This window comes from Gluconobacter cerinus, from assembly GCF_025961355.1.
Classification (GTDB): domain Bacteria; phylum Pseudomonadota; class Alphaproteobacteria; order Acetobacterales; family Acetobacteraceae; genus Gluconobacter; species Gluconobacter cerinus.
In genome coordinates, this window is the sequence record NZ_JAOQNM010000001.1 from 187,527 (window position 1) to 213,479 (window position 25,953).

The window sequence follows — 25,953 nt, forward strand, 5'->3', positions numbered from 1 at the left end:
ATAAAGTCTAAAAAATTGGCTGTAGAACCCTCGAGATTCTGCTAAATCATCACACTCTACAGCCAAATTTATAGATAAAAACTTCCTATTTATTATAAATAAGCATATTATTACCAATTTTTAACATACAATTAGTCACATCAAAAGTATTATCTATTTTCCTCGTTGTTAAAAAATTCGGATTATTAATGAATTCAATTTTTTTTGTATGTATATAAATAGAATCACAACCAGAAACTGTATCAATTAACTCGAAATTAGAATTTATTTCACTTGTTGGGTTTAAGGCTACAACAATCGGCACACATGGTGAAAATATAATAGAGTGAAGGAACGACCCTGCCGTTCCATAAATAATAGATCGGGTAGATATCCATATTATTTGATCCCGAAAGCTTTTTGTTTCAGGTCTAAAGATCTCTATATTACGGTTAGCCATAATTTCAACGATTTCATTTTCATTTGAAAAAGATCCTACACCGGATTTTAATTTATCCTTAGAGTAGTAACCTGGCTTCTTATTCGATATATCTACGTCCCGTAAGATTTTTTTTGATAGAGATAAACAAAATTTCCTAAAATAGGTGTAAATATAAGTCTGCTCCATTAACGAGCTTTCAGGAATAACAACATTCTTAAAGATAATGTTCTTATCAATATGGATAAGATCACTCACATTTATATTCAATAGGTCCATTATTTCGGAAAAGAAATTTAATGAAATTAAATAATCAATAGAAACTTCGGAATGAAAAGCTATTTTCATCTTTTTGTCGGAAAATTCATCTGATCCAAGTACCCACATTCTAGGTAGCGTATTTATTAAGAAATGACCAAAATGTGGGTTGATCCTACCTATATAAATTACTTGTTCATCGATATTTATAACATTTTCGAAAATTATATTAATATCTTCTAAATTAGATATATCCTGATTTATTGGGTTTTTATTATTACCTCGAAAATCGTAGGAATTTTTCATAATAATACCGTCTTTATTATAAATTCCCCACTTATTGTTATAGTTAAACGGGATCGCTAATATATTATCTTCTATTCTTATAGATGGAATTCCTTCTATTACCTTGACTTCTCCCCAATATCTATACGACATAGAGAAATCTTCATATTTTTCGTTATCCAAGCTTAAATTATATATTTTTTTTCTTCTAAAAAATTTTGGAAATAAATCAGCATTGAGATAAGAGATACCTTCCACATACGAGAGAAAATCTTTCTTATCAAGCAACCACCAGCCTGTGTTAGTTATTTCTTGAGCGGTTTTTTCGGAACATCTTCTTTTAATTAATTGTGCCGGATTTCCTGCGACAATTTCAAAATCCCCTACATCACGTGTAACCACAGAATTAGCACCAATAACAGCTCCATTACCAATCTTAATACCAGGTAAAATAGAGCTATTGGAACCAATCCATACATCATGACCAATTATTACTTTACCTTTAGACACGTGGTCAGGTACGCCATTTTCAGATCCTGGCCACAATCCAAATAGTGCCCTAAAAGGGTAAGTACTTGTTAGGCTTAAATTATGGTTAGATAGTATTATATTAACCCCACTGCCAAATGAGCAATAACGTCCAATTTCTAAACTTCCATACTCGGGATCAATAATGTTGGGGCAACCGTACGAATGAGATCCAATTGTCCATCCATATGTTTCTATTAGGAAAGAAAGGTTTTTTTTCAATGAAAACGGAAAATTTTGATCGTCATCATTTTTATCACGCCATTTCATATCTCAGTTGTACCCCATGCGACATTTATGAGCTCTCAAATCGTACGGAAAGCGATCCGATACTGTATTAGTTATAGCTTTGCTACAAAATCTACGCATGTTCTTGGACTTGGAGAGATCGAAAACCATTTGGTAAAGTTCCTATTTTCAGGTTGTAGTACAGTGATTTTGAACCGAAAGGAGAAAAGATACACCCTCGATTTCCCGATAGAGATGTAAGTGACGTGGGGCCCGGGAATGTAACCCATTAAAAATAGAGTCCGGCTGATGAGTCGTATCATGATCCCCTCTGATCCGGGCTGGACCAGAAGACCAACAACAAAGCCGTCAGAATGTCGGCGTAACGCCACCTAGTATACTCCAAAAAAACTGTCCGAGCAGGCGGGTGCTTCTTTATTAATCGGCTTTGCAGATGCGACGATAAACTTCGAGTAGCTCCTTAGCTTGCTGGCTACATCTTCTGAGTTTGGGTTTGTGCGATATCTGCCGAAGATAACGCGAGGGATCTTTATCAATCTTCCTTAGCACCTCGATCAACTCTGACGTATTAGAGACATCGATGCGGAATCCATTAGCTTTTGTTATACCATTGCCAATCGCGCCTTGGTCGGATGCAATTACCCAGCAGCCGGATGACAAAGCTTCACGGGTCACCAGCCCGTAGCTCTCGGGCCATAAAGAGGGGGCGGCGAGTACGTCAATTTCTGCGTAGAGCCGATTAACCTGAGCTTGAGGCAAGCGAGCGCGAAAAATGACATTTGTCGTACCCCATCGATCTTTCTTTTCCGCCCCTGGAGGAAGGGCATGGTCCATAATGATAAGCTCGATATTATCGAGCGGCGTGAACATTACCGCAGCCTTGAGTAGGCTATAACCCTTATGGACAGCGGCGCCTCCTATATGGGCAATACGAACCTTGCCTGATGCTGAAGGCACATGAGGAATTACCTCCAACGCAGAAACGCCGTTTTCGACAACCTGTATGTTTTTGAGACCAAATTCTTCATATATCTTGGCAAACTCTCGCGAGACTGGGAGAACAACCGCGGCTCGTGTTAAGGCGATGTAAAGTTGGTTCATTCTGTTAAGCGTGACTGCACCTTTCCTCTCAAGAAGATTTGCCCCCCGGTTAAGATCGTAAATAGCGGGCTCATGCGCTGAATCGAGCAGGAACTGCTCGTCCGAGATCCACCATCCATCATGAGCTGTAATGATGTAAGGAATTTTGCGCTGGAAAGCTGCATCGCATACTGCCGCAGTCAAACGCTGAATACAGTGAAAATGCACTAAATCAGGCTTAACTAGATCAAGATATGCACCGAAAGTGGCTGCCATTTTGGGGTCGTACGGATCTTTATCGACGTAAGCATTGCTAGGCGCGGTAACTGCAGTAACGCGAATTCCTTGCTCAGAATAGCATTCAACGCTGTAAGGCTTTCTACCGCCTTCTGTTGTAGTGAACACTTCAACATCTAGCAAATCGTGGGCCAGTGCAAAATCGTCAATATTATCTGCAACAACCCTCGTCGCACCCCCGATAGCCTGCGGCGGGTAGTATACATTCACAATAACAACTTTGAGCTTTCTCTTATTGCTTCCAGTAGTCTGCGACGGGATCGTGAACGATAAAATCTCGTTTAAGTTTTGCGCAAGTAGCTCGAGATTGTATTCGGACACTACTTTGCGTAGCGCATTTTCTCCTATTTCCTTACGGTGCTTTCTACTGGTTACAAGGTGCTTAATCTCTTCATATAGACTATCATGACTATCATAGAGAAGGGCATATTTTCCTTCCTCAGCAGCCTCGCATAGCGTCTTCGTCTTGGGAAGAACCGATGGAATACCTAGCATCCCAGCCTCTAACCATTTAATCTCGCTCTTGCAGTGTGATATCTCATTTTGCTGCAGTATCGATAAGTTTATGTCCATTTTCTGTAGGACACCCCAATATGTGTCCAGATCCCAGCAAGGGTTAAGAACTGAAATTCTATTAGAAAACGGTAGCAGGTCATTTGGGAGGGTCAAATAACCCATGATGAAAATACGCACCGAAGAGAATTCTCGCAGAATTCGCACTAACGCTGGAGTTGCAAGGAGATCGAAATCCTCATTGTGAGCACGAGTGCCTGTGCCGTAAAAAATGCGAATGACACCATCACCTTCATCATGACCTTGCCGATCGAGCCAACGCCTATGGTCATCACCCAAACCATTCCGATGGATGAAAACTTTTTGATTCCGAACTATGGACTCCATGTGAACTGCAAGTGCCGGTGTCGAAGCGATACCATAATCACAACGCGCCATTGCAGCATGATATAAAAATGTGCCGGTTACCAACCCGGCATACTCCTGAGCAGTGATTTGGCCACCATAGCTCTCAAAACTATCAGGGTAGTATTGGGGGTCGAAAATAAGATCGTCTATATCGTAGTAAGTTGTGACACCAGCTACGCGCGCCGCATCAATAGATGAGAGAATATTTGGAAACCCTGGAACACGATAAAAAATAGAAACAGCTATAGAAGGAATTATATTAAGGAATGAATCCATATCCTTCCAAACATCAAATACATGTACTTTATGACCAAGGTATTTTAGTTGATCTATCTTCTGTTGAACCCGATACAGCTTACATTGCGGTAGAGACATTTCGGCTACAATTGCTATATCTGCCGCAGCAACAGGTGATTTTAAGACTGCGGAAAATGGGATCTCGGCAGATGTCGATTCTATGGCGGAATGCATATAATCGGTCGCCGTCGATTTTAGTCCTAACGCGGCGCTTTCTTGTGCTTTTTGATACAACGTATTGAAATTGCGATCAATCGCTTGTTGCAATTGCTCCTTAATCCAGACGTCTCCAGTGTGAAGACGGTGCAAGTCGGCAAGCGTCTCTATCTCTGCTTTAAGGTTGCCGACCTCGCGCAGACAGACCGACTTATTATAATATGTCCAAACATTCGCCTTCTCTAGTTCTATAACACGATTATATGCGACTGCAGCAGAATAATACTGAGAAAGCTTTAACATACAGTCGCCGTAATGCTGCAACGCAATGCCGTTATTTGGATCATGGGTTAGAACCACTTCATATAGCTCTTTCGCGCCCTCCAAATCACCAGAGATGGACAAACGATCACCAACGGCCAAATAGATTTCGATAGCAGTTGCAGGCGGAGGGCATCCAGGTCGCTTTTCATTTAAGCCGTAAAGAACAAGGTGCCCAAGCAGTTGCCAACGCGTCAAACCAACGTGTGACAGGTCGGGATTTAGCGCTTCATAGTGGGAAGCATCAAAACCATCAGGAAACTTAACGACGTCACGTAGCCCAAGCGAACGCATAAACGCTGAAGGATTAGGGGCGCGACCACTAGGGCCGCCGTCATTTAGCCAATGGCGATAAATTTCCGCATCCGTAATGTTTGGATCTGCGTTGATTTCAAGGCGGTAGAATTCCAAATCGATAAATTGATCAAGTGAAATTGGAAAAAATTTGAATATTCCCACCTCCAGGAAGTGGCGCAAACACTGTTCGATGTTATACAACCCTTTCTCACCCGAAATAATCAAATAATCAGATTGAGAAAATTGCGTCAATATCCACCGGGAATCAATACCATTCTTGTTGAGCATATTATCGATAGATGAATACTCCATTTCACCCTCTTGAAGGCGCATTAAAATTTTATCAAAATTCTCTCCGTAAAGATTAAGTAAAAAATCTTCATCTTCAAATTTATATTGGCGCCCTTCTCTGCAACCATGTCGAGCATAATGAAGTGCGACTTCCCAATCAGAATTGAACATCCCCTTCAAATCAGGATTAAGATGAAGATAAACCGAAGCAATAAAATTATTAGGGAAATCGTCAGAACCCGTTTCGGCATTCAGATATGCACGCAGATTGGGGTGTCGACCTTCAGCTGCCCCATAATCTGTAAAATGGATCAAGATATCCTCGTCCGCGAACGACGCGACATCAGGATAGAAACTTTTGTAAAACTCTAAATCAAACTCTCTCATCGTCACAATTATCCTGCATTCGTTTTTAGTTTCTAGATCAAACCGGATTTACATACACAGAGCTACGAACAGATAATTAAGGGCTTTTTTCTATTCGCAAGAAGACTTAACAATGCCGGGCTGAACCGGCTGCGGAGTAGCCATAGGAGCCAATTATTTTCACTCTGCGACACATGCAGTGCGAAAATCAGACCGAGGAGCCGTCAACCAATCGTTCCTCAATTCCTCCACCTGTCTGAGAAACGGGACGACATCTTTTACTAACTTGATATCGATTTCGACCGGATGATTTAGCGAGGTAAAGTGCTCGATCTGCGTCTTCAATCAAATGCCGGTAATCAGGATGGCCATCAAACGTAGCAATGCCAAATGATGCCGTCGTGTGGATATTGTTTCCATGCACCACCAAGACAGATTCCCGTTCAATCGCTTCACGAATACGTTCTGCAACTTGAATTGCTTGTTCTTCTGCTGTTTCTGTCAACAGAACGAGAAACTCCTCTCCTCCATAGCGGAAAATAAAATCACTCATCCTGCACTGGGTAACTAATACCTTAGCGACATACCGCAACACTGAATCCCCTACCACATGCCCGAACGTGTCGTTGATAGACTTGAAGTGGTCTACGTCCACCATCAATACGCTGAAAGGAATATGCCGTCGTAGAGAAAGAGAGACTTCTCTCCCAAGAATGGTCGGCAAAAACCGTCGGCTTAATGTTTTTGTCAATGGATCACGGCCATTCTCCACGGCCTCTGCCGCCTTGAAAAGTTGGTCCATCATGTAGTGAATTTCGTTCAGCGCCCCCTGAAGGGCTTTGACTGCCTGCGGGGACATAGGACGTTCTGATACGAACTTGGGGACAAAATCGTTATCAACGTGTTCTACTGCCTTCAATACAACGTCGATTTCTGATGCTCCCTGAAACAGAACAGTGCCTTTATGTCTTAACCAGAGCCCAAAGGCTGAGTCCGAAAGAGTGCTTGCTGAGTCTCCTCCGTAACAGATGTCGAGCAGAAAAGACTGCCCCCATTCCAGCAATGCAGCACGTTGAGTTTCTCGTTCAAGGCTGACATCTTTTCCTAAGGCCATGAGCCGGAACGCCTCGTTGACTTCAACTTCCTTTCGCGTCCCCTGCACAAACGCAAGGCTCATGACCTCAATCGCAATATCGATCATGTCTTCGACATATGCGATGGCCATGGAATATTCTGTCCCGACCAGTTCAAGCCCTTGAATGAACATGCGCAGTTTTCTTTTCAGAAGACGCGCCCCATGCATTACGACATGGATTGGAATCTGAATACGCGCATGAGCCCCCCCAATTCGTTTCTGAGTCTGCACAAGAGCGTCAGCGTCCGGCGCGTCATGCGAGAAAAGCTCTGCCAACCAGCGTCCCAGTGCTGCACGAAGGCGGGTATCGACAATTTCGTTTGAAAGAAACGGAGCGGCATCAACGTTATTCAGCAGCACGTCATAAAACCTTTGCACGCAGTCCATAGCGTGCCTGTCTATCACTTCGGCAACAATGTTCCGTACCCGATCCGATGTCTGTGCGATCAGGTTCTGCCACTCCTTCAGAGCAGCAGAAGACTCTTGTACTTCACGGGCATCAGTGGTCATGAAAAGATTTCCGTACAACTATTAAGATGATGTTCCTGAAAGGCATACAACCTCATCCTCATGAGACTTCGGACACATAAAGATGTCCAAACCAGTTCTGGATCCGTTTCAGTTCTCACTGTGTCTCGCAATGATATTCGAAAGAAGAACGAGTGATGAAGAGTAATAATCCGTGCTTCTGCTTAAGGCCGGGCGGAAGCCGTTTTCAAACCCACAAACCGCACCAATCGCATGGAACCCTTCAGGCGCACCATAAGGCGATGTCTCATCTGTTTTCAAATCGATCCAGGCGGGCAATACGCCTGAAGCGTAAGCATGCCAGTAATTTACGAAAGGACTTGCAATATCCAGATCCAGCATGCCTCCCCATTGAAGGTATAAAGGGACCCGAATTGCATCATAAGAAAACCGGGGAGGCCAGCCCGTAGCAATCTCTGGTGTATCCCGATCCTGTCCCAGAGTAAGCCAGTCTGGCGGAAGACCCCATCGACCAAACCGTGCCTGTCGAATTAGAGCTACCCCATCATCAATGGCTTTCGTCCATATCCCGGCATCGTCAAGCTCCTGTGCTGCCCGCATGGATGGAATAACGTAGTAGGACATGTTTAATGTAGCCTTACCAGGCGACAAAAAACCTGAAAGACCAGGGAGAAGAACAAGACGTCCGTTAAAATTAACCAGCAATTTCTTCCGAATACTTGAGTAAATCTTCTTTGCTTGCGTCAGAAGATGTGGGCGCTGCCATTTCCTTGCAGCACTCGCCAGGGCGAGAGCAATGAGAAGATCGCCATCTGTGGCGTTATTGTGATCAGGCACATGCGGAACAGAATTATTGATATATCGCCAGGAAAAAAGCGAATCCTGCGGCCTGCGCAGCGTAGTAGCCGTCCAACTCCAGAGCTTGTCAAAGGATGATTGATCGTTGAACGCAACCGAGAAGAGCATTCCATATCCCTGCCCTTCACTATGAGATGCAACACCCTCATGAGCGTCAATGATGCGGCCGTCAGGTGTCATAAAGCGCTGCTTGTAATCTTCCCACAGACCGTCTGCCGTCGCTGCGAAAGCATACGATCCGGTTGCCGCAAAAAGCGACGTACAGAAAGCCCCTTTCAGGACCATTCGCCTGTGCAGGAGGTCTGTTGCCATGGCGGGATCGCACATCACGTTTTTCATTGCATATATTCTCTCGGAAACCGTCTCGCTTGAGGAGTTTTCAACGAAAAATCTCGTTGAGGTCCTTTGCGGGCGCGCCGCCGGTGCTCCTGTCTTGCTCCAGAACCGAAAATACCCGGGAGAGTGGAATACTACCGGCGTCCATGGATGAATTTTCAGTCGGGAGGACAATATCCCTCCTGCTCACGTCCTGAGGGGGTAAAGTCACTACAGTTTCTGCTGGAGACTTTAATGCTTCACCGTGTTCCTCTTCGTCCACAGGCATCATTTTGTAATGCATCTGTGGAATGAAAGAGACATTATCGAACGAATGATATCTGAAATCAGGCTTACCCATTGCCTTACACAGCGAAGGCACGTCGGATGAGAACTGTGGCATGTTTAATCGTCCTGATGCAGTGAGCAACCAGTAGTGGTTCTGTTCAGCCCGTACTCGAACTGTAAACTTTCAAGCGCGGTAGAAGATGTTTGCGAAACCCACGTTATCCGGCAGTTTTCCGTAGTATTCGGCTGATCCATGAGCCATTGTTCATAAAGGCCAGCCAGACATGCTGTCAGCCAGCGTCCTGACGGCGTTCCGGTACTCCCCAGCAGTGGCAAATCCTTATGCGTCAAGCGAAGACATGCATGTGTTTCGTCCAGGGAAAGCCTCGTTTGGCCCCACCCAAGCATGGCAAGCTGAACATTCATTTCCAACTCCAGGTTAAGCAGCGTCTCGCAGGCCGGTAATGTCACTCGGCACGCGATCCGGTATCCAACTTTCCGAAGAAAATTATCTCGCGCGCCCTCACCGGCCTGCTGGTCAAATTCACGGGCAAGTTCAGTAAGAAGCAACGTAAAATCAACAGCCATTCAACGAACTCCGGAAAAATCATAGTGAACGGAAAGGTTCACATCTGTCTGATTCCAGGGACCAGACTTCTGATAAAGAAACCGACCACCAATCTTCAGATCAGGCGTAATGTGGTAATAGAAAAGCGCATCTATACCGCCTGAAATTCCCGATGAGGATTTCGCGGGATCACGATAATTGTACTGGCTCAGAACACTTGTAGAAACGCCACCGCAGGGTGTGATTGTTGACCCGTTTGCGGCAGCGAGTGCTTGCTGTTGCACGCAATCCTGTGCAGCATCGTAATTTGCTCTTGCTTGTGTCTGATAGCTACTGTCTCGAGGAAAAAGCAGTGTGCTGCGCTGACGATACGCCTGAAAGCCCCCAAAACCGGAAGCCGCCCAATCCCACGCCCCCTTATGTCCTGCATACCGCACCGGGATAGTCAGAGAAAAAAAGGACTGTGGCGAAAAATAACCGCCATTCCCGGGCGTATAGAGAAACTGGTTGTTATTATACCTGAACCAGTCGGCATCCGCACCGATATGAACTTTGTTCATACCATCGTCGTAGATACGAAAACTGCCCCCCACACCGGCTTCATAACTGACATTGGACTGCGTGTTACGCCCATAGATGTAAGCACCGCCCCCACCTGCATACAGAGAAAAGGCATCATCTCCGTATTCGAACTGTGCGTGGGCTCTATTTTTGGTGACACCGCCCCAGCTCCTGTGCTGGGTTACGTCCCTCACTTTCTCCGTCTCACGCAGACCTGCATAAGAGAGGACGCTATCCGCGATAGCACGTCGTTCGAATATCGTATGCAGTATAAGATGAGGCGCAATCTGGGGGGTTAATTCAATTCCCCCTAGAATGTTGGTCACAGCAAAACCCAAAGGGGACGTACCAATATCCGCCCTGAACCAATCAAGAGAATAATAAAGATTTGTACCCACGCCATAAGCCGAGCGGCGACGTATCGCATCACTGTAACAGGCAGAAGTTACCTTGACGTCTTGAGGCGCGCAGGTCACCGCTGTCGTTCCGGTTTTCCATAACCCTTCCCGATAATCCATAGTCCCCGTACCGGACGCAAGCACCGTAGGATCCAAAACAAGACCCAGCCGTCCTGAGCCAACCGTCATGGCTCCTTCCATTTTCAGATCAGCACGGGAAAGCCTGGTCAAACCGGATCCGGAACGTCTCAAAAAGCCGGGGGTAATATCCACGGTCGGGGCATAAGTCTGGCTGACCCGGCTTTCATCTTCCTGAATGCCGCTGAGCATGGGATCCTGCTCGCTGTCGGCTTTACCGTTTTTTTGCTGCCGAAAGGGATTGGCGTCCTCAGCGAGACTTCCATCCGTCCTTCGGACCTGGGCGGCACGGAATTCTCTGGCCCGGGCGAGATCTTCAAGGCTTTCTCTCCAGTTCCCATCCATTTCTGCCACACGCGCCGCCGCAATCCATGCACGCGGATCGGTAGGTGCACGTTCTTTGAGAGCGTCGGCGTTAGCTCTGGCCTCATCTTTCCGGCCAGCCTGAGCTTCCAGCTTGACCAGCGCGAGTCTGGCTTCCAGATCGTCCGGATCGCGACTTACAACAGCCCGTACGATTTCATCCGCCTTGGTCGTGTCCTGCCGGGCTTCATACAGGCGCACAAGTGCCATACGGGCTGAAGTATCAGACGGATTGTCTGCCAGAACAGGCCTGAGAACTTCATAAGCTTCCGCCTGATCACCTTTCGCATTCAACTGATCCGACCGGGTTATAGCCAAACCTGTTGTAATATCGTGGCGCTCACGTTCCTCGTCCGAAGTCAGGCGCGCACCTGCCAGGCCTTCCATCAGGTGTCGCGTTTCGTCTGTCCTGCGAAGGCTCAGGAAACTGCCCGCATAAGCCAGTCTTTGCTGTGCTGTTAGCTGGGCCGAGGAAGACAGAAGGCTTCGAAGGAAGAAGATTGCAAGAGACGGTTTGCCAGCGCTGATCAGTTGGTTTGCAACACCAGCACCCCTTACGCCTGTAGGGTCACTCATCCTGTCAGCAAGTCTGCGCACATAGAAACGCGCATCGGTGTCATCTGGCGGAAGAGTGGCAATCCGATCATGATCTTCAAGACGCATCTCAACCTGTCGAATGGATTGCGTCCGTGCCTGTGCAGGTAATGTTCTTAGAAGCTGCTTGATTCTATCAAAATCATTAACCTGACTGCTAAAGAAAACAGCGGCCTGTAACTGTTCGACTGTCAGATGACTATCTGCAGACAGAATGGGCTCCATGACCTCCCGCGCTTCCTGCTGTCGCGAAGACTGCAGGAGAGCCTGAGCGAGATGCAGCCTGATCCACGGATCATCTGGTTTTTCGTTTAGAGCCGAAGTGAGTAGAGTAATCTTTTCCCCAGCGTTATCGGACCTGGCGGCTTCAGCCTGAAGATCGGATGCACGCATATCGCGCAGGAAACGGTTTCCCATACCCGGAATACGTCGGGCAAAGACCTGAGCCTCACTCAACCTTCCATCCGAAGCCAGAAGTCCACTCAGCCCCTGAAGCGCTGCGATATTGCCGGGCTCTGAAGCAAGAACACTACGATAGCCTCGCTCGGCTTCAGCCGTTCTCCCCTGTTTGCGATCTATATCTGCAAGTTTGACTTTAAGAGCTATTTGATCAGGCGCCACCTGCAATGTATCAACAGTAAGCTGTCGTGCCTCGTTATAGCGTCCTGTAGCAATCAGGCCGTCTATTCTGTGATAGGTGCCAGCCAGCTTCGACCCTGCGAGCGCTTTTGTCCAACGCATAGCCTCCGCAGGGTTCAGTTGCGATGCACGGTTCAGAAGTTCCGTCGCTTCGTCCGAGCGCCCTTGCCGCAGACGCACAAGTCCGAGCCCCCCTACGGCGTCTGCATCATCCGGATGAGTCTGTAGCACACCATTGAAGTCACTTTCTGCCTGCTGAAGATTACCATGGTCCAGAGCCTGAAACCCTTCCGTACGGGTCTGTGCCAATTCTTCACTCGGTGCATGCTCGGCTCGGCTTCGACGTTCCTGCACGTCATGATCCTGCGGGAATATCGTTAGAAAAGCATCATAAAGCGGGAGACTTCGAGACGTTGTGGGAACCCAGTACAGTGCCGTTCGCCAGGCCCTCATAACAGATGCCCGCTGTTCGTTTGAAAGCCCCCCAACACCAGCCAAACGTTGCAGCCGCTTCATTCCGTCAAGACGGGTTTCCTCTTTCCATGTCAAAGCTTCGGCGTAACCAATCTGAGCCGCAATATTATTATGATCAGCACGCAGGAGTGATTGCAGTCCGAAAATGCCATCGTTTCTCATCGAACTGGCTGCTGCCATCACCTGATAATATTCAAGCGCATATCCTTCAGGCGGACCATTCGGAAATAAACGCTCGTAAATACGCACTGCGTCAGTCGTCTTCCCTGAACGGGCAAGAGTGCGGGCCTCCTCCAGAAGAGGACCAGAAACAAGACTGCCCCTCATGACGGACTCAAGCTTTTGTGCCGCTTCCGGATTAACTTTCTGAAGCGACTTCAGAATTTTTCCCGAGGCCTCAACGTCCCCTTTTCGGGCCGCCCACTCTCCATCAATTTCCAGAACAGCCGGGTTTTGAGGGGCTATCTGCCGCGCCTGAGCCAGCGTTTCCGCTGCACGATCATATTGACTGCGACTAAGCCAGTAACGCGTCTGTTTCAATAGAAGCTCGACAACCTCTCCCTGCCCCGCGGAACGCGTGGTAGCCTGCTCGGCCTGTGCATTTTCAGGTAACCAAAAGAACATACCCGGCGCCAGACCGGAAAGAAGCAGGGCAGAGGTATGCAGTGACGGTAGGAAACGTCCTTTCATTGCACTTGACCGCCCTGCCTCGAAAATTGAACTTCATCCATGACACGTTTGCGCAACATGGCCTGATACATGACAGCTTTGTGCAGGCTCCGCCCGATCAGGAGGATAGCGATGGCAGCCGCCACGATGATGCGAAACGGATGTTCCCGGAAAATACGTTCAATATTTACCCAGAAAGGTAGACTGCCCACGGTGTAGGAGACACCGTTACGGGACGCGACAACATGCGTACCATTAATGACAGTCAAGTCTCCCTGAATACCCCGTTGCCGTTCCGGATCACGCATGGCGTGGACCAATTCATCCAGCCCCTGCGGTGTGCCTGCCAACATCATGACAAGCGAGCGATGAGACGCATAAGATGAACGTGCTGCAATCAGGGCTCCACCGCTCTGGAGACTGAGCGCACCCTGAAGCTTTACGGTACCGGCGTCAGAAATCGTATTTCCGGCAAGATCGGCAAAGAAGTATCGAATACCATCCAGCATTGTTCGCTGCCGGAAATGAAGCTTACCATTCTCAAGAGCGTAGGGAGTTGCAGCTAGCAGGGAAGCATAGGACCTGCCCAAGCCAAGCGTTCCCATAACCAATACATCCTGATCCGGAAATGTCTTTCCTGAGGTCAGTGCGCTCTCGCCAATCAGGGTCATTTTGTCTGCTGGATACCAAGTATAAGAACCAATCGTACCCATCATGTCTAAAAAAGCTGTGGTTACAGCTGAATCCGGATGGTCAGGAAGGCAAATGACCGTTTCGGAAAGGTCGGCAAGCCGCGTAAACGGAAAAGCACTGTTTGCGAACATTGCAAGATTTGGAAGCACGGCAAAATGATACGCCCGCCTGAAATCAAGCGTGGAATCAGGATCAATGCTGACCGTGACATCCTGTCCGGAAGCAGCAATCTGGGTGTTCGCAGTGGGACGACCGCTAAAATAGAAATCAAGCTGATTCTGCGCGTAAACACCCCAAACCGGAAGTTTGATCCGGTGCTCCTGCGAAGCAGAAGTCGAGGGAAAATAGCGGGAAACCCATAACGGCAGATGTGTGTAAACTCTCCAGGAATAACTCCGCAAGTACAGACCATTAAGGCTGACATCGACATGAGACCGGTCAAGATCGACAATTGACCCCAGGGGACCATTGATTCCTACCTTGGCGAGAAAGGGCTTATCTCGCCATGTGTAGAGATCCGGCAGAATCCGAAAAGGGATACTCAACGTTCCTGGAATATACCCATGTCCCGTAAGTGCCGCGTCGCTAACCAGTTCTCCAAAACGGACAACGCGGCTTGTCGATATAAACGCCGGAGCATCGTAAGGAATTCTGGGGAGTGCTTCCGGCGCACTCACATTCTGTGAGGCGTTCTCCGAAAGCCCTTCTGGTAAGAAGACTACCGCACGCGCAGCTTCCTGAACCTCTTCTGGCGTACGTCCGGTAACAACCAGTACGGTTCCGTTATCATCTGCAGGATTGGCGACTTCAGCGACGAAGGGCCCTTTGACATATGAAGGAATCACAAGCCCTGCTGGCAACAAAGCCACTGGCGCGATGGCAACGGCATTACCGCTTGCGGGGATACTCCTACTGACTTGAAACGAAATTCGTCGAACATCCGTGATCTTTCCAAACCAGCCTGCCATAATGGCCGCAGCACGCAGATCGGCTGGGGACTGGTTGTCCGGAAGAACAAACGGCAACACGACAGCGTCAGTCGCCTCCATATCCAGAAGAGGGGCCGGAAGACGATTGAGATGCCGCTGAGGCGGCAAAGGTAAAGTCGTGAGTGTCAAAGACGACATACCTCTGATTTCGGCCCACATATCAGCCGTCCCCTGAGCAGGAACAGGCGTTCCATGATCCAATAAGCCGCTTCCCAACGAAAAAGTCAGCGTATTCTTTTTCGTAAAAAGGACAGGATCAATGTCAAAACTCAGAGCATCAAATGAGACATGAGAACGATCCAGAGTAATCGTTCCTACATATTGATCATTGAGGCGTATTGTAATTGCTCCCCCCGTTGCGACGAGTTGAGGCGAAAATGCGCCACTCACGACAAGACGCGCGCCCGTAACAAGACGGGACGACGGAACAGGGAGGGTGACACCCTGAATGGAAGCCCAGGGCAACATTCTCAGAACTGAGGGCATTCCAAAGTGCATAAGAGAAAATGTTTGCGGCGTTCCTCCCGCAACGGGCGGAATAACGTTTCCCGGGGCACTCGTCCCAGTACCGATATCCGGCAAAGGAATATTATCTCCGGTATCTGGAATTGAAGACGGTAATGTCTGAGCATAAACCTGTCCGCTCGTTAGGACACTGACCATCAGGCCGACAATCAGAAGGGCGATCGTTGAGCCATGCTTCATGGGGTGCACCACTACTCTCTCACGTTTTTTCTTGCGGGCAGCAGCTGCAAAATCTTTCGCTTGCTGTTCAGCATTCAGAATTCGTTTATCCCGCTCCGAATAGACAGCAGCATCAGTCCGCTTCAGCAAAGATCCAAAACAGCGCAAAAGCAACCATGCACTTCGTAGCGGGCGGTCTGGCGCATAATTATCCCAACCGAGCCACGCATCAGCCCGACCAAACATGAAGCGTACAATCACCGCTTCTTCCTGTGGCGACACAGGTGTCCAACGCAGGCTGACTTCGTCCTCTTCAACAAGTACAACTCTCGCGAATACATCTTTTTCATCAGATTGCAGGCGAAGACGCACGGTCATGTCCGGACTTATTTCAGCGACCTCTTCGGGAGGAACGTGAACTCTGCAGCCTCCTCGTGAGATATCTATTGTGAAGACCTCAACAAGGCTGCCATTCTGCAAATCCAGCGTTAACGGAAATATCGCGGCAAGCCTAGGACTATGCCTGATCTGACGTGTCTCGCGCCCCACGAGAATAGCTCCGAAAACTAGCAGAGCATTCAAAGCTGCCCAGAAGCAGGTAGTCCACAACGCATTCAAGACCACGATATCATTCTGTGCAAAGATAATTCTCCACACTCCGGAAATCACAGCAGCTAGAAGTAAAATTAGGATACCGATCTGTGGCCAGATGGCGCGCATGTCTGTGTATTGATGCTCAACGAGACCGCCCTTGTCAGTCACGTTAAAACGGCCGCGCCTCGGAAAAAGCAGTGTCATAAGAGTAATTGGAGCGATAAATGGCGCAAGCGCGATGTCATAGACCTCACTCCAGAATGAATAACGCCAGTTTTTCTGGATGTGCGACGCGGTTGCGACGGAATGAAAAAAGTGAGGCAACACATAGACAGCAAGAGCGACAGGAGATGCTGCGATGAGCGTTTCTCCAAAAAAAAGATAAGCGAGCGGCGCCAGAAGAAAAATCAGACGCGGTATCGCAAAAAGAAAACTCATCGTGGCAGAGAGATAACAAAGCCTCTGAGCAATGGTCAGGCCAGGCCCAAACAACGGATTATCGACACGAAAGATCTGTGTCATGCCTCGCGCCCACCGGGCACGCTGGCCGATATGCAAAATAAGGCGTTCTGTCGCCAATCCTGCTGCCAAAGGCAGACGCAGATAAGCGCTCGACCAGCCTGCCCTTTGCATCCTGAGTGCTGTGTGACAGTCTTCCGTCACCGTATCGGTTGCGACCCCGCCAATCTCTTCCAGTGCTGCTCGTCTCAAGACCGCACACGAACCGCAGAAAAATGCACTATCCCAAAAATCATTACCCGGCTGAAGCAGCCCATAAAACAGGTTGCCTTCTGGCGGCACGGAAAGTCCTTCCGAAAGATTTCGCTCAAAAGGATCGGGAGAATAAAAATAATGAGGGGTCTGAATCAGACCAATACGACGATCAGCGATCATCCATCCCATCGTGGCCTGAAGAAACGCTCTGACTGGCATATGATCGCAATCAAAAATCGCGACATACTCACCTGACGTAAGAGCAAGTGCATGGTTCAGGTTGCCAGCTTTTGCATGAAAATTGTCGGGACGCGCGATATAGCCTGCTCCGCAGGCCTGCGCGAAGTCGAAAAATTCACTTCGATGTCCATCATCCAGAATGTAAACATTCAATCGATCAGCAGGCCAATCCAGCCCCATACAAGCCAAGACTGTCATCCGTACAATCTGAAGGTCTTCATTGTACGTGGGAATATAAACGTCAACAGAAGGCCATTCTTCCGGTTTATCCGGCAACTCTGCCGGTTGTCTCTCTAACGTATGCAATGTCTGGAAATAACTCAGAACAAGCATTACTCCCGCGAAGAACTCTGCAAATATCAGAGTCCCACTTAAGGCAGCCTGAGCAAAGTCCTGCAGCTCAATTGTTTCGGCCAGTCGCCATACAAAATATCTTAAAGAGACAAATAAAGACAATAATTTAAGTATAATTGCTGCGTTTTCATTGCGAACTCTATCTACAACAAAGAAAGCAAGAATACCAGCAACAGCAAGGACAGCTTGATTTTGCGTAGAAAGAGGGATGGTTGCCGCCCCCCCGAACAGAAGCACCCCACCTATCGTCGCAAATATGAGATGGCGCGCTCTGAACGAACGCCATGTGGCAAGGGAGGAGGCTACCATTCTCTATGAACTCTGAATACTCTAATATTTTTTGTAGTTAATAGAAACTACAAAAAAATTGGGAAATTTGATTTTAAATAATCATGAACACCCCTGTTGAAATATAGGTGTTCATGATTATTTTATTATTTATATCTATTATTCACATAGTCGGTATTTCTATTGGCCCACAATGGACTTCTATCGCCAGGCGTTCATCTCGAGAAAGTTCTACCAAAGCCGCACAATGATATGCAGAGCCACGTGCTGCCGACCGCGCGACATGCCACCATGCATTAATGTCGCTTCGTTCGACCCCACATATTCGACCACCTGCGTTAGGACTGTATTCTATTGTCCACCCCTCGCACGTTGCCTGCTTCAAATCGAAGCTTCGTGAGCATGGATCAACCGATTTGTGTGCCGCGACCTCCTCACTAAAATCCTGTTCGATAGCAAGAAGCGTTATCCCGGATAGGGGTTGTACTCTACAATTTCCACCGCTTGTGAGGTTCTGACCTACATATAATCCGGATCGTTCTTCCTTTTGACCTGGCGCCAAAAACGGTCGTTTAACGCAAGTATGATCGATACCTCCGACACTCATGCAGTGAGCCCAGTAAAATGGCTGATTTTCCAAACGCCTCCTCACCTCAAAAAGATGTAAAACGCATGGGAGTAAAACGACCGTTTTTGTCAACGTGATCGCGCGTTCGTTCATCAATTCGATCTTAACCATCCCTAGCATACGAATAGCTTCGTACGTTGAGGCACAGATGGAGACTGCTAGTATGATGATAGGTTATGCGAGGGTATCTACAGACGAGCAGAAATTAGACTTGCAGATACAAGCACTTGAGTCCGCTGGCTGTGATACTATTTTTACCGACCAAGGAGAATCAGGGGGGCACTTTTCTCGCTCGGGCCTAGACGCGGCAACAAACGCTCTTACTGAAGGCGGCACCCTTGTCGTTTGGCGTCTTGACCGTCTGGGACGCTCACTATTCGGGTTAGTACAAATAATGGAGACATTGAGTAGTAGAGGTATTCATTTTCGATCATTAACAGAACACATTGACACAGCCTCCTCTGGCGGGCGATTTATGTTTCATATGATGGCTGCATTAGCCGAATTTGAAAGATCCCTTATCGCGGAGAGAACTCGTGCTGGTCTTACTGCAGCACGAATACGGGGTAAGACACTCGGCCGTCCCCGGCTCCTTTCCGAAAAGGATCTTCGCAATGCATCCTCCCGCCTCGATAACGGTGCAGAAACGTTAAGCGACATTGCTTATTCATTTAAGGTATCATCTAGAACACTATCGCGTTACCTTAAAAATATGAAATATCGCAACGTAGATGTACGACCTTAGGTGTTTAGCCCCGGGATATAATAAGGTTCCGTTACGACAACCATGAGCAACTGAAGGCCCATCTAACGACTTCATGGCAGCCTATAACTTTGGGCGAAGGCTCAAGTCTCTCAATAGGCTAACCCCTTACAAATATATCTGCAAAATCTGGCCTCCAGAGTCGGAAATATTCATCCTTAATCGGTTGAATCCACGCGCAAGTTAACTATCCATAGTTGCCAGAAGAGCGTTGTATGATTCAGGTCGGCTTTTGGGAAACGCTCCTAACCGTATGTGTGTCCGACATGAGGCAATTCTGTTGAAAAAGTCAGGTCGAGGTGCCTGGCTAGGATTTCGTATGCAATCAGGAATGAAGAATCCCCATAATTAGAACTTTCTAAATGTTGCAATATCGAACCTGATTGCTACGTAGAAATTCTATCACGACTTTTTCAATATAAATATGCGAAAGCCGCCTGTCTGCATTGCTGATGTAGAGCAGGCAGGCGGTTATGGGGGGAAAGCGGAATGTCTGCTAACTGGCAGCCCCAACATGATAGCTGACCTCCATTGCAGCAGCCTTTCTCGAACGTGATTCTTTTGAGAAAGCACCGGCTATCTTGAACGCCGTTTCCAATCGGAGAAGGCGTTGGCTTAACTGCCTATCCTGTCATGAGACCTACAATACCTAATCCGAGCCTTGATACTTCATCCTGACGCAAGGTCAGAATTTCCACACCGCTTTTTGTAACTGCAACAGTATGCTCGAACTGAGCGGAGAGCTTTCGGTCTTTGGTCACGACTGTCCATCCATCGTCTTTAGTCATAACCAGCCGCGTACCCTGATTGACCATGGGCTCTATGGTAAACACCATTCCTTCCTTGAGTTCTTGGCCAGCTCCTCGCTTTCCGAAATTAAGCACCTGTGGTTCTTCATGCATCTCGCGACCGATCCCGTGTCCACAATACTCGCGGACAACTGAACAGCCATTTCTTTTGGCATAACGCTCGATTGCGAAACCGATATCTCCCAAGTGAGCGCCTGGGCGCACCTGTTTTATCCCTTCCCACATCGCCTCCTGGGCGATCTGGACAAGGCGACGCGCGGCTGGCGGTACATTCCCCACAAGATAGGTTTTGCTCGAATCTGTTATGAAACCGTTTTTCTCGAGTGTAATGTCGAGATTGATGATGTCCCCGTCACGGATGATCTCGTCCAGATCAGGAACCCCATGACAGACAACATGATTGATTGAGCTGTTCAGGACAAATTTGAAGCCATATTGTCCCTTACTGGCAGGGCGAGCTCCAAGATCAACAGTGATGAAGCGTTCAACCAGATCATTGACCGCTAACGTCGACAGACCAATGAGATCTAGTTCATCCAGCATTTCAAAAACGGATGCCAACAGTCTGCCTGACACCCGCATGAGGGCCAGCTCTTCAGAGCTTTTTACCATGTCACGCGGCTGTGAGGTCTGGGACACGAACGTCTCCGATAACAAGCTGCTGCTTCACAATGTCATTGAAGGAGAGAGTCGGATTAGCTTCGGCCAACATTCCGATTTTCATCCAGAACTCGGCCTGAGCGTTGATGGAACGGCACATGACGGCACTGGCCCGACGTGCTTCCTCGTGAAGGTCTTCGTCGATCTTTACAATGCCCATCGATGTCGCTTTCAAAAAAAGAATATATGGAACGTATATGGACCATATATTTCTTGCGTCAATGGCATAGCAGTTTGAAGAGCCCTCGCCTTTTTGAGCTCTCCATAAGGAGAGTCTACTGGCAGCTAGCTTCTGAGCAACTGCTATGAGGAAAGTATCAATCTCAATCGAATATCCAGAATATCGGCGATAGCTAGCCTGCTGCTTACATCGGTTATGTCAGATATAAAGTGCCTAACCCCTCATCCTTGAAGGTAGGCCTTTATGGGTAAATATAATTTAGCATCAGATAGGGCGCGACAAAATATTCGGGCGATACCTCAAAATACTCTAGCGTAAATGCGTTTATATTTAGCCGCACCGCGCGATAAAGCCGCAATTTATCTAAAATGATTTCTTAGTTCTCACCTGCTCCATGCCCGAGCCTGTGTCCACGTCGGAACCCGTGAGAGTGGGCTCGCCATGCGATTAAAAATCCAGCAGTTGTAAGCCCCAGCACAGCCCAGGGAAAAGATGGTGCCCCCCATGTGTCCAGCATGATCCCGCCTAGTAGTCCGCCGCCTGCAATCGCGCTGTTCCAGACGACAACATTCATCGATAATGCCTGGGAGCACCGTCAATCACCGAGTTAAATATCGCACTCAAACTAATTGCCGATATACGAATGAAAAATCCAATAATTAAATCTAACTTAGCGATCTAGACTCACAATGGCGGGATGCCCATTCCTGAGCAGTCCGGTTAGGGCAAGGTATCCGTTCAAGACATTCGTCTCTGTCGTATGGTGTAGCCACAGGCTCCCAAGACGGGCCTGAAGGCCCCAACCCCGCTCCATCACACAAAAGTGAATCCCGACAAATCTACGCCCCAGTACCTTTCCGTTTGTTTCCTATGAGTTTCCTGCGCCGCGCTTTGGGCAACAAAAAACCCGCCGTGTGAAGGCGGGTTTATCGTGTCCTATCAGTGACTTATTATATGGTTGCGGGGGTAGGATTTGAACCTACGGCCTTCAGGTTATGAGTTCCAGTCGAATACTTACACTTTTGCCGTGCGCAGCCAGTTTTTCTACGATAAATGGCGGTTTTTATTACGTTTTTACTCAGAACATGGTACACTCTCCTACGACTGGAATCGCCTGATTTCGCCCCCAAATGATTCCTATTTGATTCCAGTGATTCCAACCAAGGGAGGGTTCTCCATGGTCAAGATCACGAAACGTTCCGTCGAAGCCGCCGCTAGAACCGGCAAGGAGTATTTCCTCTGGGATGACGAGCTTCGGGGCTTTGGTCTCAGGGTCCATCCGTCGGGCCGGAAAATCTACCTCGCCCAGTTCCGCGCGGGCGGGCGCATCCGCCGGGTCAATATCGGTCCGCATGGTCCTATCACCCCGGATCAGGCCCGCACCGAGGCCATGAAACATCTGTCCGATGTCCGGCTGGGCAGCGATCCCGGCGCGCAGCGCGACCGCCTGCGCGCTGCCGCGACCATGAAAGAGTTCGGCAAGCGGTTCCTCGACGAACACGTCGCCTCGCACTGCAAGCCCTCGACACAGTACGAGTATCGCCGCTGTGTTGACCTGTTCATCCCCCCGAAACTGGGAACGCTCAAGGTTATCGACGTGACCCGCGCCGATGTCGTCGAATTGCACCAGGGGTTGAAAGAGACACCCTATCAGGCCAATCGCGTGCTGGGGGTAATGTCCATCATGTTTACCCTGGCCGACACATGGGGCGTTCGGTCGGATGGGATCAATCCCTGCTGGAAAGTGAAGCGTTATAAGGAGACGAAGCGCGAGCGTTACCTGACACTGGACGAACTGGCCCGGCTGGGCAAGGTGCTCCGCGAGGCGGACGGCGAGCCGGAAGCCGCGACCTGCATCTGGCTTCTGCTGCTGACCGGCTGCCGTCTGGGGGAAATCCAGACGCTGAAATGGGACTATGTGGACGTCCGCGCGGGTGTCCTGCGGCTGCCGGATTCCAAGACCGGAGCCAAGGTCGTGCCCATCGGGACGGCGGCGCTGGACGTTCTGGCGAGGATTCCCCGGACCGAGGGCAATCCCTATATCATCACCGGGAAAGTGGAGGGGCAGTATCTGACCGACATCCAGAAACCCTGGCGGCGGCTACGCGCGCGGGCCGGACTGGATACGCTGCGTATCCACGACCTACGCTATTCCTTCGCATCGGACGCACTCCAGCTTGGCGCGGACCTGACCATGATCGGACGACTCCTGGGCCATACGCAGGTACAGACCACCGCACGTTATGCACACCTCAAGACCGATCCGATTCAGAAGACGGCAAATTTGGTCGCCCACACAATCTTCCAAGCATTAGATGGAAATAAAGTATGAGATCTTTTTATCTACGGAAATTTTTAACATTTCCATAGGGATGCATCTCTTACAAACGTCCCCGCGCCGCCAAGTTACCCAAGCGAATACTCATAGCATGCTGGCTTACTTTATAACGTGCAGCAAGAACTTTAACCGACGCCGGGTCTTCCACATCAAGCTCCGAAAGCAACGGATCAGATCTTAGGAACTGCCACGGCATCAAAATTGATGCGGCAAAAAAATTTGCCTCAATTTCCTCAATATCCGTGCCTAACGTTGACGTATGTGAACGGAAGTCCACCTTGAAATTCTGATCGTAATGTACTTCCTTGCCGTCATGGAGAAGGGCATGCCCCAATTCATGAGCCATCGTAAATCTTCGACGTTGCGGGCCGTCAGATTTATTAATTCCAATCACAATATTACCATGATCTCGCACCACCAATCCAGATATGTCTTTAAGATCAAGGAAGGTTACTGTAATTCCACAAGAATTTATCAACTTTTCTACTGGAACTGGAGCAGATACAACTTCAGCCTTTTGCAACAAACCCGCTGCCAAAGCTTCTATACGTCCGAAACGAGGCCGACTTGGCGTCACGACTTTTCAGAACCTATTTTACCTGAGATCTTTTTCAGCTTCTGCACAGCATTCCTAACATTTTCTGGCATTTCTATCTGCTCCTCAGATTCAATATTCGGCGACGGGAGAGCCAAACACGGATCAAGATCTAACACCGAACACAGTGTCAAAAATTGGTGCAACAGCACTGATTGTCTACCCGCTTCAATATTGGCCACTGACCCACGCGCAAGCCCAATTTTTTGCGCCAGTTCCAACTGCGTCAATCCTAGGTCATCACGTCTTTCCCGAATTTTTTTCCCGAGTTCCTTATACACCCATTCCGAGTTCATAGCGCTCCTCATTTGCAGTTCATGTGCATGATTGGAACCACAATGTCAATCTCACAAACATCACAAGCCCTGCGATAATGACAGTAATACAAACATTGATTGTATGATTGACATTGCGTTGCGCGATATGCTTCCTTGGCTTCAAGGAAACGAATCGATTACGGTTCACTTAATTCGAGGAAAAAGCCTGATGGCTGATGTAAGAGTACTGTGTGTTTCTAAGCAGCCCCGTACGGATACTCACACAGGGATCACTCACCTGGGGGGTCAAGGGTGGAAATGGACGACAAACCAAGTCGTTCAATCAATAGATAACAAAACCAACAGTTTTTATACCTATGTGAATCAAACAAGAGCAAACATTGGCGTAGTCAACGGCCCAAACGGGAAATACGTACGGACTTATGCCGACGGAAAATGGACTGATAATTTGTTATCGCTCCCCGAATGCCCATAAAATCCGATCAGGAAAGAGAAATAATATGGCCAAGGCACCACGGAAGCCCAGTAATTCCAAAGCTAGCAGAGCAGGACGCGATGCTCACAGCAACAATCCCAAAGTGCGAAAAGAAGCTATGGAAGTACTTTCGTTAATTCCTCGCAAAAAGAAGCCGAAATAAGGATTTTTACCTATGCTAAAGATACAGGGGCTCAATGAGCTTCAGCAGAAACTGCGCAACATCTCTCAGCGTGCTCGGGAATTGGATGGCACTCAAACGTTACCGGTGACAGATTTGCTCACGTCTGATTTTATCAGATCACATAGCCGATTTAATTCGGCAAATGAGATGTTTGATGCCAGCGGATTTAAAATCGAGTCCAAAGAAGACTTCGAAGCTATCCCGGACGAGGCATGGGATACATTTATAAAAAGCAATACATCCTTCTCAAGCTGGAAGGAAATGTTAGAGCGCGCAGGAGCAGAATGGGCCGCACGAAAAATCGGCCTTTAAATCCTCCTTTCTGAGTTCACATTCATGAACTAAGGGCTTCGCCCTCGCGCCGACAAGGGTTCGCGTCAGCAGGCTGACGCCGCCCAGAGGGGTTTCCCGGTCTTCCTGCGCTGCGCTCCGTGCAGACACGGGTGATCCTCCTCCCCTCCGGTCGCCCTTGTCGTTGCTACCCCGCTGCTCGCCGCGAGGCAGAGAAACAGCGGGGGCTGTTCCTCGCGGAACAAAGGGCACAGACCATGACCGGCAATACAAACACGACAACGAACTTCCGTAATCTGATCCTTCACGGCGACAGCGTTGCCCTCATGCAGGCGATGCCGCGCGGGAGCGTGGATTTCATCTTCACCGACCCGCCATACCTTGTGAATTACCGGGGCCGCGACGGGCGGACGGTGCGCAATGACAACAACGCCGCATGGCTTCGCCCCGCATTCAAACAGATGCACAGAGTTTTGAAGGATGGCGGGTTCACCCTCTCGTTCTATGCGTGGAACCGGATTGATCTGTTCATGGCGGCCTGGAAGGCGGCGGGGTTCCGGCCCGTGGGACATATCATCCTCCGCCCGCTTCGTCCGCTACACCCATGAGGCGGCTTACCTGCTGGCCAAGGGTGACGCGAATCTGCTCCGCCAGCCCATCCCGGACGTGATCGACATGCCCTATTCCGGCAACAAGATGCACCCGACGCAGAAGCCCGTCGCGGCGCTGCTACCACTGGTTCATGCGTTTTGCCCTCCCGATGGTCTGGTCATGGACCCGTTTTGCGGCTCCGGTTCATCTCTGGTTGCCGCGCAGCATCTTGGCCACGACTGGCTGGGCATGGAACTGGACGAAACCCACGCCGCCACGGCATCCCGGCGATTGGCCTACTGGGGCGAGAGGCGGGCGGCGTAAGTCGCCTCCCCCCTTTCCGGCCTTTTA

Annotated in this window: 15 protein-coding genes and 3 pseudogenes; 6 read left to right on the forward strand and 12 right to left on the reverse strand. The window is 48.8% G+C overall.

Features of this window, described 5'->3' with window-relative positions; genetic code table 11:
• Nucleotides 1-85: 85 nt before the first annotated feature.
• From M2305_RS00875 to bcsA, 7 genes are all read right to left on the reverse strand, one after another.
• Nucleotides 86-1,759, reverse strand: a complete 1,674-nt coding sequence (locus M2305_RS00875; RefSeq protein ID WP_264648302.1) for a glycosyltransferase 61 family protein — start codon at nucleotides 1,757-1,759, stop codon at nucleotides 86-88.
• A 396-nt stretch (nucleotides 1,760-2,155) separates the two neighbouring features.
• A complete protein-coding gene (locus M2305_RS00880) occupies nucleotides 2,156-5,785 on the reverse strand; it encodes a glycosyltransferase (RefSeq protein ID WP_264648303.1) in 3,630 nt (1,209 codons plus the stop codon).
• Nucleotides 5,786-5,972: 187 nt separating this feature from the next.
• Nucleotides 5,973-7,409: a diguanylate cyclase gene (locus M2305_RS00885; protein ID WP_264648304.1), complete on the reverse strand. Its 1,437-nt coding sequence runs from the start codon at nucleotides 7,407-7,409 to the stop codon at nucleotides 5,973-5,975.
• A gap of 108 nt (nucleotides 7,410-7,517) precedes the next feature.
• Complete coding sequence (locus tag M2305_RS00890; protein ID WP_264648305.1) at nucleotides 7,518-8,585, reverse strand: glycosyl hydrolase family 8; 1,068 nt, start codon at nucleotides 8,583-8,585, stop codon at nucleotides 7,518-7,520.
• 381 nt (nucleotides 8,586-8,966) lie between these two features.
• Entirely contained in the window at nucleotides 8,967-9,437 is a 471-nt protein-coding gene (gene bcsD, locus M2305_RS00895; RefSeq protein WP_264648306.1) for a cellulose biosynthesis protein BcsD, read from the reverse strand.
• Complete coding sequence (locus M2305_RS00900) at nucleotides 9,438-13,274, reverse strand: cellulose synthase subunit BcsC-related outer membrane protein (RefSeq protein ID WP_264648307.1); 3,837 nt, start codon at nucleotides 13,272-13,274, stop codon at nucleotides 9,438-9,440.
• Complete coding sequence (gene bcsA / locus M2305_RS00905; protein ID WP_264648308.1) at nucleotides 13,271-17,830, reverse strand: UDP-forming cellulose synthase catalytic subunit; 4,560 nt, start codon at nucleotides 17,828-17,830, stop codon at nucleotides 13,271-13,273. Before bcsA ends, M2305_RS00900 begins: the two co-directional genes overlap by 4 nt.
• A 773-nt stretch (nucleotides 17,831-18,603) precedes the next feature.
• On the opposite strand from bcsA, the gene M2305_RS00910 reads away from it, so the two are divergent.
• Nucleotides 18,604-19,182 (forward strand): recombinase family protein, encoded by a 579-nt coding sequence (locus M2305_RS00910; protein WP_249196720.1) that lies wholly within the window; start codon nucleotides 18,604-18,606, stop codon nucleotides 19,180-19,182.
• A 23-nt stretch (nucleotides 19,183-19,205) separates the two neighbouring features.
• Nucleotides 19,206-19,387, forward strand: a pseudogene (locus tag M2305_RS00915) (IS481 family transposase); the annotation flags it as partial.
• A gap of 436 nt (nucleotides 19,388-19,823) precedes the next feature.
• Here the strand turns inward: M2305_RS00915 and map are convergent.
• The 3 genes and pseudogenes from map to M2305_RS00930 form a co-directional block, all read right to left on the reverse strand.
• A complete protein-coding gene (map, locus tag M2305_RS00920) occupies nucleotides 19,824-20,648 on the reverse strand; it encodes a type I methionyl aminopeptidase (protein ID WP_264648309.1) in 825 nt (274 codons plus the stop codon).
• The gene (locus M2305_RS00925) at nucleotides 20,623-20,829 is read right to left on the reverse strand and encodes a ParD-like family protein (protein WP_264648310.1); all 207 of its coding nucleotides are present in this window, start codon (nucleotides 20,827-20,829) and stop codon (nucleotides 20,623-20,625) included. The genes map and M2305_RS00925 overlap by 26 nt, the downstream gene beginning before the upstream one ends.
• Nucleotides 20,830-21,226: 397 nt before the next feature.
• Nucleotides 21,227-21,433: pseudogene (locus M2305_RS00930) on the reverse strand (MFS transporter); the annotation flags it as partial.
• 390 nt (nucleotides 21,434-21,823) lie between these two features.
• Between M2305_RS00930 and M2305_RS00935 the strand changes: the two are divergent.
• Nucleotides 21,824-23,182 carry a site-specific integrase gene (locus M2305_RS00935; protein ID WP_338085665.1) on the forward strand — a complete coding sequence of 453 codons (1,359 nt, stop codon included), beginning with the start codon at nucleotides 21,824-21,826 and terminating at the stop codon, nucleotides 23,180-23,182.
• 49 nt (nucleotides 23,183-23,231) lie between these two features.
• Here M2305_RS00935 and M2305_RS00940 read toward each other — a convergent pair whose 3' ends face one another.
• Complete coding sequence (locus tag M2305_RS00940) at nucleotides 23,232-23,765, reverse strand: ImmA/IrrE family metallo-endopeptidase (RefSeq protein WP_264648311.1); 534 nt, start codon at nucleotides 23,763-23,765, stop codon at nucleotides 23,232-23,234.
• Nucleotides 23,762-24,079 (reverse strand): helix-turn-helix transcriptional regulator, encoded by a 318-nt coding sequence (locus tag M2305_RS00945; protein WP_264648312.1) that lies wholly within the window; start codon nucleotides 24,077-24,079, stop codon nucleotides 23,762-23,764. The genes M2305_RS00940 and M2305_RS00945 overlap by 4 nt, the downstream gene beginning before the upstream one ends.
• A 190-nt stretch (nucleotides 24,080-24,269) precedes the next feature.
• Here M2305_RS00945 and M2305_RS16340 point away from each other — a divergent pair, with 190 nt between their 5' ends.
• From M2305_RS16340 to M2305_RS16265, 3 genes and pseudogenes are all read left to right on the forward strand, one after another.
• Nucleotides 24,270-24,536, forward strand: a complete 267-nt coding sequence (locus tag M2305_RS16340; RefSeq protein ID WP_408871484.1) for a DUF3892 domain-containing protein — start codon at nucleotides 24,270-24,272, stop codon at nucleotides 24,534-24,536.
• Nucleotides 24,537-24,711: 175 nt separating this feature from the next.
• On the forward strand, nucleotides 24,712-25,032 hold the full coding sequence (locus tag M2305_RS00950; RefSeq protein WP_264648313.1) for a hypothetical protein: 321 nt from the start codon (nucleotides 24,712-24,714) through the stop codon (nucleotides 25,030-25,032).
• A gap of 236 nt (nucleotides 25,033-25,268) precedes the next feature.
• A pseudogene (locus M2305_RS16265) lies at nucleotides 25,269-25,926 on the forward strand (DNA methyltransferase).
• The last annotated feature ends 27 nt before the right edge of the window (nucleotides 25,927-25,953 follow it).

Coding starts and splice junctions, on each gene's coding strand:
- M2305_RS16340 (WP_408871484.1), top strand. CDS start 24,270: ATGGCTGATGTAAGAGTACTGTGTGTTTCTAAGCAGCCCCGTACGGAT.
- M2305_RS00885 (WP_264648304.1), bottom strand. CDS start 7,409: ATGACCACTGATGCCCGTGAAGTACAAGAGTCTTCTGCTGCTCTGAAG.
- M2305_RS00925 (WP_264648310.1), bottom strand. CDS start 20,829: ATGGGCATTGTAAAGATCGACGAAGACCTTCACGAGGAAGCACGTCGG.
- M2305_RS00900 (WP_264648307.1), bottom strand. CDS start 13,274: ATGAAAGGACGTTTCCTACCGTCACTGCATACCTCTGCCCTGCTTCTT.
- M2305_RS00890 (WP_264648305.1), bottom strand. CDS start 8,585: ATGAAAAACGTGATGTGCGATCCCGCCATGGCAACAGACCTCCTGCAC.
- M2305_RS00875 (WP_264648302.1), bottom strand. CDS start 1,759: ATGAAATGGCGTGATAAAAATGATGACGATCAAAATTTTCCGTTTTCA.
- M2305_RS00910 (WP_249196720.1), top strand. CDS start 18,604: ATGATAGGTTATGCGAGGGTATCTACAGACGAGCAGAAATTAGACTTG.
- M2305_RS00945 (WP_264648312.1), bottom strand. CDS start 24,079: ATGAACTCGGAATGGGTGTATAAGGAACTCGGGAAAAAAATTCGGGAA.
- bcsD (WP_264648306.1), bottom strand. CDS start 9,437: ATGGCTGTTGATTTTACGTTGCTTCTTACTGAACTTGCCCGTGAATTT.
- bcsA (WP_264648308.1), bottom strand. CDS start 17,830: ATGGTAGCCTCCTCCCTTGCCACATGGCGTTCGTTCAGAGCGCGCCAT.
- M2305_RS00880 (WP_264648303.1), bottom strand. CDS start 5,785: ATGAGAGAGTTTGATTTAGAGTTTTACAAAAGTTTCTATCCTGATGTC.
- M2305_RS00950 (WP_264648313.1), top strand. CDS start 24,712: ATGCTAAAGATACAGGGGCTCAATGAGCTTCAGCAGAAACTGCGCAAC.